At 50.8% G+C, this 13166-nt stretch carries 11 protein-coding genes, 11 tRNA genes, 2 rRNA genes and 1 riboswitch; of the genes, 1 reads left to right on the top strand and 23 read right to left on the bottom strand.

Features of this window, described 5'->3' with window-relative positions; all coding sequences use genetic code 11:
* Positions 1 to 44 precede the first annotated feature (44 nt).
* The gene (locus MJB10_RS03300) at positions 45 to 635 is read left to right on the top strand and encodes a hypothetical protein (protein WP_314801707.1); all 591 of its coding nucleotides are present in this window, start codon (positions 45 to 47) and stop codon (positions 633 to 635) included.
* A 76-nt stretch (positions 636 to 711) separates the two neighbouring features.
* On the opposite strand, the gene MJB10_RS03295 is transcribed toward MJB10_RS03300, so the two are convergent.
* The 23 genes from MJB10_RS03295 to MJB10_RS03185 all read right to left on the bottom strand — a co-directional run bounded on the left by MJB10_RS03295 (position 712) and on the right by MJB10_RS03185 (position 13153).
* Positions 712 to 2703, bottom strand: a complete 1992-nt coding sequence (locus MJB10_RS03295; protein WP_314801704.1) for an ABC transporter transmembrane domain-containing protein — start codon at positions 2701 to 2703, stop codon at positions 712 to 714.
* A 77-nt stretch (positions 2704 to 2780) separates the two neighbouring features.
* Positions 2781 to 3314, bottom strand: coding sequence for a spore protease YyaC (gene yyaC, locus MJB10_RS03290; RefSeq protein ID WP_314801702.1), 534 nt, complete (start codon positions 3312 to 3314; stop codon positions 2781 to 2783).
* 180 nt (positions 3315 to 3494) lie between these two features.
* The gene (locus tag MJB10_RS03285; RefSeq protein ID WP_314801700.1) at positions 3495 to 4154 is read right to left on the bottom strand and encodes a hypothetical protein; all 660 of its coding nucleotides are present in this window, start codon (positions 4152 to 4154) and stop codon (positions 3495 to 3497) included.
* Positions 4155 to 4332: 178 nt separating this feature from the next.
* Positions 4333 to 5220 (bottom strand): C40 family peptidase, encoded by an 888-nt coding sequence (locus tag MJB10_RS03280; RefSeq protein WP_314801698.1) that lies wholly within the window; start codon positions 5218 to 5220, stop codon positions 4333 to 4335.
* Positions 5221 to 5223: 3 nt separating this feature from the next.
* Positions 5224 to 5391: riboswitch (cyclic di-AMP (ydaO/yuaA leader) on the bottom strand.
* A 70-nt stretch (positions 5392 to 5461) separates the two neighbouring features.
* On the bottom strand, positions 5462 to 5635 hold the full coding sequence (locus MJB10_RS03275) for a hypothetical protein (protein WP_314801697.1): 174 nt from the start codon (positions 5633 to 5635) through the stop codon (positions 5462 to 5464).
* A gap of 142 nt (positions 5636 to 5777) precedes the next feature.
* A tRNA-Gly gene (locus MJB10_RS03270) sits at positions 5778 to 5848 on the bottom strand.
* Positions 5849 to 5866: 18 nt separating this feature from the next.
* Positions 5867 to 5943 (bottom strand) — tRNA-Pro (locus MJB10_RS03265).
* A 20-nt stretch (positions 5944 to 5963) separates the two neighbouring features.
* A tRNA-Arg gene (locus MJB10_RS03260) sits at positions 5964 to 6040 on the bottom strand.
* A 3-nt stretch (positions 6041 to 6043) separates the two neighbouring features.
* Positions 6044 to 6118, bottom strand: a tRNA-Gly gene (locus MJB10_RS03255).
* Positions 6119 to 6201: 83 nt separating this feature from the next.
* A complete protein-coding gene (locus MJB10_RS03250; RefSeq protein WP_314801695.1) occupies positions 6202 to 6900 on the bottom strand; it encodes an AIM24 family protein in 699 nt (232 codons plus the stop codon).
* 22 nt (positions 6901 to 6922) lie between these two features.
* A complete protein-coding gene (locus tag MJB10_RS03245) occupies positions 6923 to 7378 on the bottom strand; it encodes a hypothetical protein (protein ID WP_314801692.1) in 456 nt (151 codons plus the stop codon).
* 71 nt (positions 7379 to 7449) lie between these two features.
* Positions 7450 to 8064 carry a GyrI-like domain-containing protein gene (locus MJB10_RS03240; RefSeq protein ID WP_314801690.1) on the bottom strand — a complete coding sequence of 205 codons (615 nt, stop codon included), beginning with the start codon at positions 8062 to 8064 and terminating at the stop codon, positions 7450 to 7452.
* Between the two features lie 118 nt (positions 8065 to 8182).
* Positions 8183 to 8692 (bottom strand): ferritin, encoded by a 510-nt coding sequence (locus MJB10_RS03235; RefSeq protein WP_314801689.1) that lies wholly within the window; start codon positions 8690 to 8692, stop codon positions 8183 to 8185.
* Positions 8693 to 8844: 152 nt separating this feature from the next.
* The gene (locus MJB10_RS03230; protein WP_314801687.1) at positions 8845 to 9096 is read right to left on the bottom strand and encodes a DUF1450 domain-containing protein; all 252 of its coding nucleotides are present in this window, start codon (positions 9094 to 9096) and stop codon (positions 8845 to 8847) included.
* A 200-nt stretch (positions 9097 to 9296) separates the two neighbouring features.
* Positions 9297 to 9369: transfer RNA gene (locus MJB10_RS03225), tRNA-Lys, on the bottom strand.
* Positions 9370 to 9388: 19 nt separating this feature from the next.
* Positions 9389 to 9465: transfer RNA gene (locus MJB10_RS03220), tRNA-Asp, on the bottom strand.
* 29 nt (positions 9466 to 9494) lie between these two features.
* A tRNA-Met gene (locus tag MJB10_RS03215) sits at positions 9495 to 9571 on the bottom strand.
* A gap of 27 nt (positions 9572 to 9598) precedes the next feature.
* Positions 9599 to 9674 (bottom strand) — tRNA-Val (locus tag MJB10_RS03210).
* Between the two features lie 15 nt (positions 9675 to 9689).
* Positions 9690 to 9761: transfer RNA gene (locus MJB10_RS03205), tRNA-Glu, on the bottom strand.
* A 15-nt stretch (positions 9762 to 9776) separates the two neighbouring features.
* Positions 9777 to 9868, bottom strand: a tRNA-Ser gene (locus MJB10_RS03200).
* A 28-nt stretch (positions 9869 to 9896) separates the two neighbouring features.
* Positions 9897 to 9972: transfer RNA gene (locus MJB10_RS03195), tRNA-Asn, on the bottom strand.
* Positions 9973 to 10014: 42 nt separating this feature from the next.
* Positions 10015 to 10131, bottom strand: a 5S ribosomal RNA gene (gene rrf / locus MJB10_RS03190).
* Positions 10132 to 10237: 106 nt separating this feature from the next.
* Positions 10238 to 13153: ribosomal RNA gene (locus MJB10_RS03185) — 23S ribosomal RNA — on the bottom strand.
* Between the last annotated feature and the right edge of the window lie 13 nt (positions 13154 to 13166).

Raw genomic sequence — 13166 nt, 5'->3', positions numbered from 1 at the left:
TACAATAAGATCAACTTTCCCAAACAGATTGGAGGTGCTCCCGTATGGGGAATTGGTTGCATTACCTCATTCCCGTTCTTATTATCGGCTTGATCGTGTATCGAAGAGCGAAACGTACCATCGGATTTCAAAAGCTTGCCACGCGCCGGCTTACGATCCGCCTTTCGCTTTTTAGCCTCCTAGGCGGAATTATCTTCCTTCTAGGTTTCGTTCACCCAATTCATTTCATCGGCTATGGAATCGGCCTTGCGGGCGGCACATATCTCGGAATGACAGCCATTCGCCATACACGCTTCGAGCATCGGAGCGATGGCTGGTATTACCGCACACACCTCTGGGTTGAGATTACGGTTCTCGTGCTCTTTCTTGGCCGTCTTGCGTATCGGTATGCCGTCATTGCTGTAACGACAACATCAGCACAAATCAATCCTGCCGACCTTGCGCAATTTACTAGAGACCCCGTCACCGCAGCCGTATTCTTCATCATTGTGTCGTATTACGTGCTATACTTCGGCTACTTACTGCGCGAGAGTTCGAAGCTCACGCCGACTGCCCCAGCGGCCGATGAAGCTGCTGCTCTAGGGCACGTCGGGGATTCAACCTATTCCCACTATCCACCACATCACTCGAGTTAGTCGATTGTTTCGATTAACTCCTCGTCTCCAGCCCTTCAGAAAGTGAACACACGGGAAAAAAGCCAAATCCCCCACCTCATCGTGGAAAATTGGCTCTTTCCTGCTCCACCTCGGCGGCCTTCGCGAACTGCGTGCTGTACAGCCGTGCGTACAGCCCCTCCAGCGCGAGCAGCTCGCTGTGCGTACCCCGCTCCACGACGCTGCCCGCTTCGATCACCAGAATGTGATCGGCAGCCAGCACCGTAGAGAGCCGGTGCGCGATCACGAGCGTCGTGCGCCCTTGCATCAACTCCTCCAGCGCCGCCTGCACATAGGACTCGGACTCCGAGTCCAAGTGCGACGTCGCCTCGTCGAGGATGAGGATGCGCGGGCGCTTCAGGATCGCGCGGGCAATCGCGATCCGCTGGCGCTCGCCGCCGGAGAGCCGGTGGCCGCGCTCGCCGACCATCGTGTCGTACCCTTCAGGAAGCGACACGATAAAATCATGAATGTAGGCCTGCCGACAAGCGGCCTCCATCTCCTCACGCGTCGCGTCCTCCCGCGCAAAGCGCAGGTTGTCGCCAATCGTCGCGTGGAACAGAAATGACTCCTGCGTCACGTAAGCGATCTGCGCGCGCAGTGACGCCATTGCCACGTCGCGGACGTCCACGCCGTCGACTTCCACCACGCCGGCTGTCGGGTCGTACAGCCGCGCGATCATGCCGATGAGCGTCGACTTCCCTGCGCCGCTCGGTCCGACGAGCGCGACCATTTCACCAGGCTGCGCCTCGAAGGTGACGTCGCGCAGCGCATACTGCACGGGCTTCGCCTTCTGCCCTGCTCCGCTTTGATCACTGGGCTTCGCCTTCTGCCCTGCTCCGCCTTGATCACCGGGCTTCCCGCTCTGCCCTGCTCCGCCTTGATCACCGGGCTTCCCACTCTGCCCTGCCCAGCCTTGATCACCGGGCTTCCCGCCCTGCTTTGCCCCACCTTGTTCGCCCGGCCTATAAGCAAACGACACCTGCTTATACGCCACACGCCCCGCTACCGTCCCGATCGGGCGAGCTCCTGGAACATCCATGACATCCGGCACCATGTCCTGGTACTCAAAAATGCGCTGAAACACCCCTAGCGCCGTCGCAACCTCAACATGCAGGTTGAGCAGCGTCCCTACCGGCATGTACAACCGCCCCAAATACGCAGTGAATGCGACAATCGACCCTAGCGTCATATGCCCCATAATCACGGAGTAACCCCCGTAGATATAAATAATCGCGGTACCTAACGGACCAAGCGTGCTTGTCGCCATCCCGAACCAGCGGCCGACCAGGTTCAGCCGCAGCTCCAGATCCATCACCTTTTGATTCATCGCCGTAAATTCAAGCTCTTGCTGTTTCTCTCTGCCAAAAATCCGCGTCAGCAACGCACCCGAGATCCCGAAGTTCTCATTCAACTGAGACGTGATATCGGAACGTACTTTCTGCGTCTCGATGCGAAGCGCTTTGCGCAGCTTGGACACCTTTTTGACAGGAAGCACGAAAAGAGGAAGAATCAACACAGAAATAATCGCTAACTTCCAATCCAGCGTAAATAGAATGCCAATGGTCGTGACGACGATAACGATCTGCGTAATCGACGAGACCACCAGCGAGGTCACAACACTTTGGACCGCTTGCACATCTCCCGTGATACGCTGCACAATTTCGCCCGAACGCGCGTCGGTGAAAAAAGCCATTGATTGCCGCTGCAAATTATGAAACAACGACTGCCCCAAATCTCGGATAACCCCTTGCGTTACTTTGGTATTGAGGTGATTCTGCCAGACACCCAGCACGCCGCTTAGCACAGGCAAAAGTATCAACAGAAAGGCCATAACCGCCAACAGCTTCACATGCCCTTCTGGAATCGCTGTATCGATGATTTCTTTCATCACAAGAGGCGGAATTAACCCGATAACTGCCGCAAGCAGCGCTAAGCCGATGATCACCATCAGCTGCCCCCAGTAACTTTTGAACAATTGTAAAATACGACGAATCGATACATCCTTCAGCTTCGCTTTCGGGCGATTGCCGTCAGACAGCCGTCCCATTCCGCCAGGACCTCCTAGTCCACCTGCTCCTATCACGTGCAACTCACTCTCCTCTTTCTGTTCCTTGCTTGTTTCAATTATATGGGGAAGGCATGCACGATCGCCTTCGTCACTTCCTCTGCCATTCGCATTACTTGATATAACGATGTCGTTTGTAAAACTTGATATTGCCTCGGGCCATCCATATTCACGATCGCCGCGATCGTGTAATCCCCGATCGGCGGCAGCACTTTCCCAACCGATTTCCCAGGCGCCAGCGGCTGGTTGGACAGTTGATACTTGCCTACGCTTAATTTCTGCCCCAAGCAGGCATCAATGGCAATCACCACGGCATTGGGTGGAATCTCCGCCAACCGTTCAGCCAAATTACTCGCGTCACACGGTGCCGCTAACGTACCAATCACATGGGCATAGCCGAGCTCTGCCAGCTTACTTCCCACAAGCGGACCCAGGGCATCGCCTGACGAGCGGTCCGTCCCAATGCATACGAATGCAAGTGTCCTCGCGTGCAGCGATCGACTCTCCGCTATCCCTTTCAGAAGATCGCTTAACTCTTCTCCATTTACTTTTTTCCAAAACTGTTCCTGTAGCTCGATCTGATCTTCCCCCATGCTGGCCTCCTTCTAAGGCACTTCAGTCCTTTAACTTCCTTAATCTGTTACGTTCTATTCTTTCATATGGAGGCAGGCAATGTCCACTTTCCTTGCCCATACTGTGCGCACACCAAATAAGCGTTACTCAATCGAGCAAAGCCTATTCATGTTCCTTTTTAATGCCCACTATCCGCCTGGTCAATGCACGCGATTCATCCGAACAACCCGATAGTACAGCTGTGCGCTGATCTCTTGCTCGACTTCCAGATAGCCTTCCATATGTACGAAATCACCGATCATATAGGTGCTGGCATCCGTCGAATCTGCATGGGTTAAGAAAAGAAGTGCTGCCCCCTCATCGCCAACCACAAACCCCACTTGTTCCTTCACGTGGAACTTCTCAATAATTTTGCCGTGGTGTGATCGGACGATATGGTGGAACCGCCAAGCCCCTTCCTCATTCACGATAAAATAGAGTACACGATTACGATGTCCATTACTGAACTCCCTCGTTACACCAATCATGCAAACCTTCTCACCGATGCGCAAATACTCATCAATCACATGCGATTTCAGCCGCAAACGATGCACATTCTTACTTTGAATATAAGATTCCATTTCTCCGATCGAGCGCTGATCTTTGGGATCTTGCCTCGTTGCATAGAACACTTCGCGAATAAACGTGTCGGTCTGAATGTCCCTAGCACCTTTGAAATGATTATACGTTTTGAAAAATTGCTCAATGACCTTCCGAATCTCATCCGGAATGACAGGTCCCGATTCAACGCTTATCCCATGGTCTGTTCGACCCGACAATTTAATTTTATGAAACCAGCTTTTCCAGACACTGACTTGCACGGTGTACCCATCACCTACTTTCTTCCAACCATTCCTCCATTATAGGCGATAATTCTCAAAAATTCGACTAAAATCGCATGACGTTAAAAGAGCACCTGCTCGCCATGCTTCACCTTCGTGAAAGTCGTGACGAACAGATGCCCTTATTCGTTGGCAGGCTGGCGAGTCAGCCTCGGCCTTAAAGCACGCGCTTTGCACCTACATATCTGGATCCCCAGTAGGAGCTGGCGAGACTGTCTACGGTTACCCCGCTTGAGGTTGTCGCAGAAATGAATTGATTATTGCCCAGATAAATGCCGACATGATTGACGATATTGGATGCGAAAAATACGAGATCTCCCGCCTTCAAGTCCGTCACCCTTGTCCCTGCTTGATCATACATTTGCACCGAGGTGCGAGGCAAATCGATCCCCTTCGCTTCGTATAAATAACGGACGAAGCCAGAGCAATCGAAGCCCTTGGGCGTTGTGCCTCCCCATTGGTACGGAGTCCCTTGGAACGCCGTTGCCGCTTGGATAATCTGGGATGACAACGTTGGCTGCACAACCTTCGGCACAGCAGGTGCTAGCGGCGGCGCGATGTAGGCAGGCTTATGGCTGTTGCCATCTGCCTCAACGATCGCGATTTTGTTCGGATCGTTCCACACAATCGGAGATCCAAACGTTTCTGTAATGAAACGAAGCGGAACCACCGTGCTTCCTTCTTTCAACGTCGGGCTGCTTTCTAGTGTAACTGGCTTGCTGTTCACAAGCGCCTGGTCATTGTTCGTCGTCAATTGGATCTGTTGATCCTTGTTGACCAGCGTGACAACGATGTCGTCACCTTGCTTAGACCAGCCGACTTGGTAGCCAAGCTTTTCAGATAACACACGAAGTGGTACCTGAAGTGTGCCTTCCGCATCAATAAACGGCTGAACTTCAGGAAATTGAAGCAGCTGATCATTGAGCTGAACCTTCACCGAGTCGGCATCTGGTGCAGCAGCTTGTACGGATGGAGAAGTGAACACGGGTAGAGCTGCGCCAACTAGCACGCATGAACAAATAAGACTTTTTGCAAAAAGTTTCAAAAGATTGTGCCTCCTTGAAGCCTCCGAGGTTAGTTGACGGGTTCGGGAAGAGGTTTTCCCTAGTGCAGTCCCTTCGTCAAGATGCTGACGAGCTTTCTGTTCATTCACCCCAAGTAAAGAAGTCCCCCGTACGCGAGCTTTTGCTGCTCGGCGATTCGGCATTTTTTGTCTATGTTAGACTAGCACAATTCGTTTTGGGCTGGCAATATTTTCACCGTGGTAAGTGTTTCCAACCCGTTGTCTATATATCTGTTTCTATACTAAAAACGACCCATGCATTCAAATTTCGGAGATCTCTTTCTTTCTTATCAACCACTTTGAACTCATCCGTTTCAGGATCACGGATCACAAAGTAAGACTGATCGTTTTCCCGGTATAGCTTCTTCGCGACATCGATGGCAAATTGCTTCGTCATATTGGTTTCCCTCCATTGATCAAAACTATCTTTATTATAGTTGGGGATCCCCTTTAAGAAAACCGTCCTAGCGGGCGGTCGAACCCTTGGGGTTCAATTCCCTTGCATGAAAAAAGACCACCCGAAGGTGGTCTTTTCAGTAAGCGGGCGGCGGGAATCGAACCCGCGCGATCAGCTTGGAAGGCTGAAGTTCTACCATTAAACTACGCCCGCATATCAAAATGTAAGAAATGGTCGGGACGACACGATTTGAACATGCGACCCCCTGCTCCCAAAGCAGGTGCTCTACCAAGCTGAGCTACGTCCCGTAGTGTATAGAAAGTGTAAATGGCGCGCCCTGAGAGATTCGAACTCCCGACCTTTTGATTCGTAGTCAAATACTCTATCCAGCTGAGCTAAGGGCGCTTATGGAGCGGAAGACGGGGATCGAACCCGCGACCCTCGCCTTGGCAAGGCGATGCTCTACCGCTGAGCCACTTCCGCACGGTATGTTTTGTCGCTTGAGGCGACAAGGAATAATATATCAGGAATCTATCCCATTTGCAACTGTTTTTTCAATTCACCCATTATTTGATAAAAACCCCGCCAAACGGCAGCACTTCGCGCGCAATGCGGCGCAACAGACTATCCGATTTCATATGTTCATCTAATTTAGGGTCAGGCTTGCACGGCTGCATAAGCACATGCCCATGCCCCGTCATCTCCCAATGATAGTTCATATGTTGGCTGGCCAGCGTATTCCCATACACACTGAGGCGAAGCTTGGCCTGCCGCGGATACGCAACGAGACATTGCACATCAACATACAGGGGCTGCTCGGGATCCAAAGCCATCTTGAAAAGAGGCCCCGTGGTTAACAAACCCAAGGTGCCAGGCCCTTGAAACTGCATTTTCACCAGATCCTGCGTGATGAGCGTGTTCTTCATATTTTGCAAATGAGTCGTAAACGTTACTCCCTCTGTATAGAACAGCACATGACGAAACTCAAATAGGAGGTCATCCTCTGCCTCTAACGGCAAAACGGCCATGTTATAGCCCTCTGGAAGGCCTAACATCATCTGCGCTGGACCGCTCACCCGTGACTGGATGAATCGTTTTTTTCTCAGCATGCTGGGCAGCTTCATCAACGCGTCTTCGCGCTGCTCAGGCTTCCCTTGGAACGCAACGATTTGGTTGGGATGCAGAACATGCACAGCTTCGCCCTTCTGGAGCCGCATGGTGGCCATTCTGGCTAGCGCGCCTTCATTTACATAGATAACCTCCATCCCCAAACCCCCCGTTCACCTTCTACCGCAGTCCGCGCTTCTGTCTTCGCCATACGATCAATCGGAACACACGTCCTAGCAGGAAATAACCTACAACCAGGGCTGCAGCGGTAATCACCATGTAGAGGATTTTACGATTGCGCTGATCTTTATCGCGGGCAATTTGCTCCATCGCCTTCAAACGCTCTTGAAGTTGAGCATTATCCTTTTTCAGATCCTCATTCTGACGCAGCAGACGATCTTCGATCTCTTGCGATTGTTTAACCGCCTCGGCCAGCTTATCCTTCTGATCAGCAAGCTCTTGCTTGGTCGCTTCATAATCCTTCTGAATTTGCTCGACATGACCTGGCAGTTGATAAATATCTTTCACACGATCTAACAAAGAAGCGTGAGCAACAGGAGCCGCGTACAATAATCCTATCAAGCTGATCAGGACCATACCTGCTTGTCCCTTCCTCGCCATGTTCCGAATACACATACGACAGGCCTCCCCCACAGCTACTCGACATTATCTTCTATTTTAACGTAAAAATCACCCCCATACCACTTCTACTCGATGGGCCTAACTGGATAGCGTAAAATCGTTTTCAGCTTCGCTGGCTCAACCCGTCTAGGGTCCGATACATAAATCTCGTGATGCAGACCATGGATACTTTGTTGATTGTTTTCCATGTACGTCTCCATTTGCGACAGCGTCTCTGGCTCCGTGGAATAAGGTCCTACGTGGAGCATTTGTACACAGGTTCCCTCATGCAGGGTAGCATGATTAACATGCGAGATCAGAGTGAGCTCTTTCTTCTTGGCGGCAGCCGCCTCACGTGCCCTTGTTATTTGATCAACCGTCACGTAATCCGGCATACGTATGAGCAGCTTCCAATGCCATAGTTCTTTGGGGACCTGCAAGGCCGTTCTTGGATCTCCGTCCACCCACCACTGCCCCTCTAGCTTCGCAACGGTGAAATCTTGATTAAGCTTCTTATGATGCGCCTTCACGCTATAGGCAACGGTATACAACGCTTCTGTCGCGGCCGCAAAGCCGCTCTCATTGGGGTCCCCTTGTCCAACAATCGATACATAGGAAATTGGCCCGAATTGAACAAGCTGCGGCTTTACTGGGGCTGAGTAGTACGACTTGTAGGCTTTAGCTAAATCTAATTTTTCCATTAGACACTCCCCTTCCTTCCTTACTATACAACCTAAACCCTGACAACCAAATAGAAAAAACTTACCCACCGCAACAAAATGCGACAAGTAAGTTTTTCACCTATAAAATCGAATGTAATTATTCCGCAGCTGGTGGCGTGAATGAGCGTTGTGCAAACTCCGCATCTAGCATGTAGAAAGCATTGCTGTCTTTATCAATGCGTTTCAGCTTGTTAATGATGCTGTCGAACATCGCTTCTTCCTCTACCTGCTCATCAACGAACCATTTCAAGAACTGCATGGTAGCATGCTCTCGATCGTTTAATGCCAAGTCGGATAAGTGGTAAATCCGTTTCGTTACTTCTTGTTCATGCAAATAAGCATGTTCAAACGCATCTAGAATCGACTCATATTGATTCACTGGCGTATCCATGCCCGCGAACTTTACTTTTTTCCCGCGATCATTAATAAATTTGAAAATCTTCATTGCATGGAACTTCTCTTCTTCTGCTTGAACAATGAAAAAGTTAGAAAAGCCATCCAAACTTTCCGCAGCGCAATAACCAGCAATCGCCAAGTAGACGTGCGCGGAGTAAAATTCATAGTTCATCTGCTCATTGAGCGCTTCGGTTAGTGTATCGTTTAGCATCTGTGCACACACCTTTCTGGAACTGAGAAACTTTTGACTTCGTCAAAAGATCCCTATATATGGTTATCTCTTGCGTATTCCCCATACATACAAGATTACCAGAATCGCGTATACAAATACAAATGGAAGTAACAACTTCATCAAATCTATATTCAAACCATCACGCTTTCAGCCTTAGATGCCGCGATAATTTGCTTAATTTGTGCGTAAAGTAAGTCCGGAGATTCGGCACATAGCAGCTTCTTTTTGCCAATCATCGCAATACATTCCCTCTTGCAATATCTGCAATTGCCCAGGCAATCTTTCTTCTTCTGTTTCAATTCTGGGAATTCATGCTTAATGGTTTTATAAATTTGCTTCGATCCGAATTTCTCATTCCGGCAGCAGTATTTTATCGTTTTCAAATGGGATCTCCCCCCGCTAGTCGCGTGTGTTTCACTATTCTTGATATTAGTGATAATAATTATCAATGTCAACTGAAAAATAACTGACCTTGTTCAAAAACGTCAGAACGGAGAGCGTAACGTTTTTAACGCAAAAAAACTCCTCGATTTCTCGAAGAGTTTAGCTCTATGTATTGAAACAATTCGTACGGTTTGAAAAGTGAGTCATGTAGGATTCGAACCTACGACACCCTGATTAAAAGTCAGGTGCTCTACCAACTGAGCTAATGACTCATGTCCATAATAAAAAAAATGGCGGAGCTGACGGGATTCGAACCCGCGGTCTCCTGCGTGACAGGCAGGCATGTTGGGCCACTACACCACAGCTCCACACTAAGTAAACCCTCTACGTAAGAGGTTGGTTGCGGGGGCAGGATTTGAACCTGCGGCCTTCGGGTTATGAGCCCGACGAGCTACCGAGCTGCTCCACCCCGCGTCATTACTAGCATGATATGTAATTAAATGGTGGAGGCTGACGGGATCGAACCGCCGACCCTCTGCTTGTAAGGCAGATGCTCTCCCAGCTGAGCTAAGCCTCCATGGGAATTAGAAAGTGACCCGTAGGGGACTCGAACCCCTGTTACCTCCGTGAAAGGGAGGTGTCTTAACCACTTGACCAACGGGCCTTGCATGAAAAATTATGGCGGAGAGAGAGGGATTCGAACCCTCGAGACGCTTGTGACGCCTACACGATTTCCAATCGTGCTCCTTCGGCCAGCTCGGACACCTCTCCATATAAAGGCCTATTATCTTAATAAAAGTGGCTCCCCGAACAGGACTCGAACCTGTGACAACTCGATTAACAGTCGAGTGCTCTACCAACTGAGCTATCAGGGAATGTAGAGAGACTTTTGACTTCGTCAAAAGATCCCTATACTAGTTTGGCAACGTTCTACTCTCCCAGAACCCTGCGGTTCAAGTACCATCGACGCTGGAAGGCTTAACGGTCGTGTTCGAGATGGGAACGCGTGGATCCCTTCCGCCATCATCACCAAACAGTCAAAGCGTGGTTTGCGCCTTGAAAACTAGATACGAAACTGAAGTAAAGTATGCTACTTAGGAAAGCTGAGAGACTTTTAGCTCCGCTAAAAGATCCCTATATTAGGTTAAGCCCTCGACCGATTAGTATTCGTCAGCTGCATACGTTACCGCACTTCCACCTCGAACCTATCAACCTCGTCGTCTACAAGGGGTCTTACATACTGGGAAATCTCATCTTGAGGGGGGCTTCGCGCTTAGATGCTTTCAGCGCTTATCCCCTCCGTACATAGCTACCCAGCGATGCCTCTGGCGAGACAACTGGTACACCAGCGGTACGTCCATCCCGGTCCTCTCGTACTAAGGACAGCTCCTCTCAAATTTCCTACGCCCGCGACAGATAGGGACCGAACTGTCTCACGACGTTCTGAACCCAGCTCGCGTACCGCTTTAATGGGCGAACAGCCCAACCCTTGGGACCTACTTCAGCCCCAGGATGCGATGAGCCGACATCGAGGTGCCAAACCTCCCCGTCGATGTGGACTCTTGGGGGAGATAAGCCTGTTATCCCCAGGGTAGCTTTTATCCGTTGAGCGATGGCCCTTCCATTCGGTACCACCGGATCACTAAGTCCGACTTTCGTCCCTGCTCGACTTGTAGGTCTCGCAGTCAAGCTCCCTTATGCCTTTGCACTCTGCGAATGATTTCCAACCATTCTGAGGGAACCTTTAAACGCCTCCGTTACATTTTAGGAGGCGACCGCCCCAGTCAAACTGCCCACCTGACACTGTCCCCATACCGGATTACGGTACCAGGTTAGAACTCCGATACGATCAGGGTGGTATCCCAACGGCGCCTCCACCCAAGCTGGCGCTCAGGCTTCAAAGGCTCCCACCTATCCTGTACAGATCGTACCAAAGTCCAATATCAAGCTGCAGTAAAGCTCCATGGGGTCTTTCCGTCTTGTCGCGGGTAACCTGCATCTTCACAGGTATTAAAATTTCACCGGATCTCTCGTTGAGACAGCGCCCAAGTCGTTACGCCATTCGTGCGGGTCAGAATTTACCTGACAAGGAATTTCGCTACCTTAGGACCGTTATAGTTACGGCCGCCGTTTACTGGGGCTTCAATTCATAGCTTCGGGATTGCTCCCTAACCACTCCTCTTAACCTTCCAGCACCGGGCAGGCGTCAGCCCGTATACTTCGCCTTGCGGCTTCGCACAGACCTGTGTTTTTGCTAAACAGTCGCTTGGGCCTTTTCACTGCGGCCCCCTCGGGCTATTCACCCTACCGAGGCACCCCTTCTCCCGAAGTTACGGGGTCATTTTGCCGAGTTCCTTAACGAGAGTTCTTCCGCGCGCCTTAGAATTCTCTTCTCACCCACCTGTGTCGGTTTGCGGTACGGGCACCTTCGCCTGGCTAGAAGCTTTTCTTGGCAGTGTGAAATCATGACCTTCGGTACTTAAGTTTCCCTCCCCATCACAGCCCAGCCTTACGATGTGCGGATTTGCCTACACATCAGCCTCACTGCTTGGACGAGCATCCATCAGCTCGCGTCACTATCCTTCTGCGTCACTCCATTGCTCATAACGGCTACGGTGGTACAGGAATTTCCACCTGTTGTCCATCGACTACGCCTTTCGGCCTCGCCTTAGGTCCCGACTTACCCTGAGCGGACGAGCCTTCCTCAGGAACCCTTAGGTTTTCGGCGGATCAGATTCTCACTGATCTTTTCGTTACTTATACCGGCATTCTCACTTGTGTACGCTCCACCTGTCCTTACGGTCAGAATTCAATGTATACACAACGCTCCCCTACCCATGCACTAAAGTGCAAGCCATAGCTTCGGTGGCGTGTTTAGCCCCGTTACATTTTCGGCGCAGAGTCACTCGACCAGTGAGCTATTACGCACTCTTTCAATGGTGGCTGCTTCTAAGCCAACATCCTGGTTGTCTGTGCAACTCCACATCCTTTCCCACTTAACACACACTTGGGGACCTTAGCTGATGGTCTGGGCTGTTTCCCTTTTGACAATGGATCTTAGCACTCACTGTCTGACTCCCGGACTTAAGTTTGTGGCATTCAGAGTTTGACTGGACTTGGTAACCCTTGGCGGGCCCCGCACCCAATCAGTGCTTTACCTCCACAACTCCACATCCGAGGCTAGCCCTAAAGCTATTTCGGGGAGAACCAGCTATCTCCGAGTTCGATTGGAATTTCTCCGCTACCCCCACCTCATCCCCGAATTTTTCAACATTCGTGGGTTCGGGCCTCCAGTGAGTGTTACCTCACCTTCACCCTGGACAGGGGTAGATCACACGGTTTCGGGTCTACGTCCACGTACTCAAGCGCCCTATTCAGACTCGCTTTCGCTGCGGCTCCGTCTTTTCAACTTAACCTCGCACGGGAACGTAACTCGCCGGTTCATTCTACAAAAGGCACGCCATCACCCATATAGAGGGCTCTGACTTCTTGTAAGCACACGGTTTCAGGTTCTTTTTCACTCCGCTTCCGCGGTGCTTTTCACCTTTCCCTCACGGTACTGCTTCACTATCGGTCACTAGGGAGTATTTAGCCTTGGCAGATGGTCCTGCCGGATTCCGACGGGGTTTCACGTGACCCGCCGTACTCAGGATACCTCTAGGCATACGTTCGATTTTGGCTACAGGGCTTTTACCTTCTATGCCGGACCTTTCCAGATCACTTCGCCTACCGAACTTTTGCCACGTCGAGGTCCTACAACCCCAAGGAGCAAGCTCCTTGGTTTGGGCTATTCCGCTTTCGCTCGCCGCTACTGACGGAATCACTTTTGTTTTCTTTTCCTCCAGGTACTTAGATGTTTCAGTTCCCTGGGTCTGCCTCTACAGTAGCTATGTATTCACTACTGAGTAACTGCGCATTACCACAGCTGGGTTCCCCCATTCGGACATCCCCGGATCAAAGCCTGCTTACGGCTCCCCGAGGCATTTCGTCGTTCGCCACGTCCTTCTTCGGCTCCTAGTGCCTAGGCATCCTCCGTGTGCTCTTTCTAGCTTAACCTAGAAATTACATT

The organism is Paenibacillus sp. MBLB1832 (genome assembly GCF_032271945.1).
In the GTDB taxonomy this organism is placed as follows: Bacteria; Bacillota; Bacilli; order Paenibacillales; family NBRC-103111; genus Paenibacillus_E; species Paenibacillus_E roseopurpureus.
This window is presented reverse-complemented; position numbering and strand designations above follow the sequence as displayed.

Excerpts from the sequence above, each read along its gene's own strand:
- MJB10_RS03240 (WP_314801690.1), bottom strand. The coding sequence starts at position 8,064 with ATGGAAAAATTAGATTTAGCTAAAGCCTACAAGTCGTACTACTCAGCC.
- MJB10_RS03250 (WP_314801695.1), bottom strand. The coding sequence starts at position 6,900 with ATGGAGGTTATCTATGTAAATGAAGGCGCGCTAGCCAGAATGGCCACC.
- MJB10_RS03235 (WP_314801689.1), bottom strand. The coding sequence starts at position 8,692 with ATGCTAAACGATACACTAACCGAAGCGCTCAATGAGCAGATGAACTAT.
- MJB10_RS03295 (WP_314801704.1), bottom strand. The coding sequence starts at position 2,703 with ATGGGACGGCTGTCTGACGGCAATCGCCCGAAAGCGAAGCTGAAGGAT.
- MJB10_RS03275 (WP_314801697.1), bottom strand. The coding sequence starts at position 5,635 with ATGACGAAGCAATTTGCCATCGATGTCGCGAAGAAGCTATACCGGGAA.
- MJB10_RS03300 (WP_314801707.1), top strand. The coding sequence starts at position 45 with ATGGGGAATTGGTTGCATTACCTCATTCCCGTTCTTATTATCGGCTTG.
- MJB10_RS03245 (WP_314801692.1), bottom strand. The coding sequence starts at position 7,378 with ATGTGTATTCGGAACATGGCGAGGAAGGGACAAGCAGGTATGGTCCTG.
- yyaC (WP_314801702.1), bottom strand. The coding sequence starts at position 3,314 with ATGGGGGAAGATCAGATCGAGCTACAGGAACAGTTTTGGAAAAAAGTA.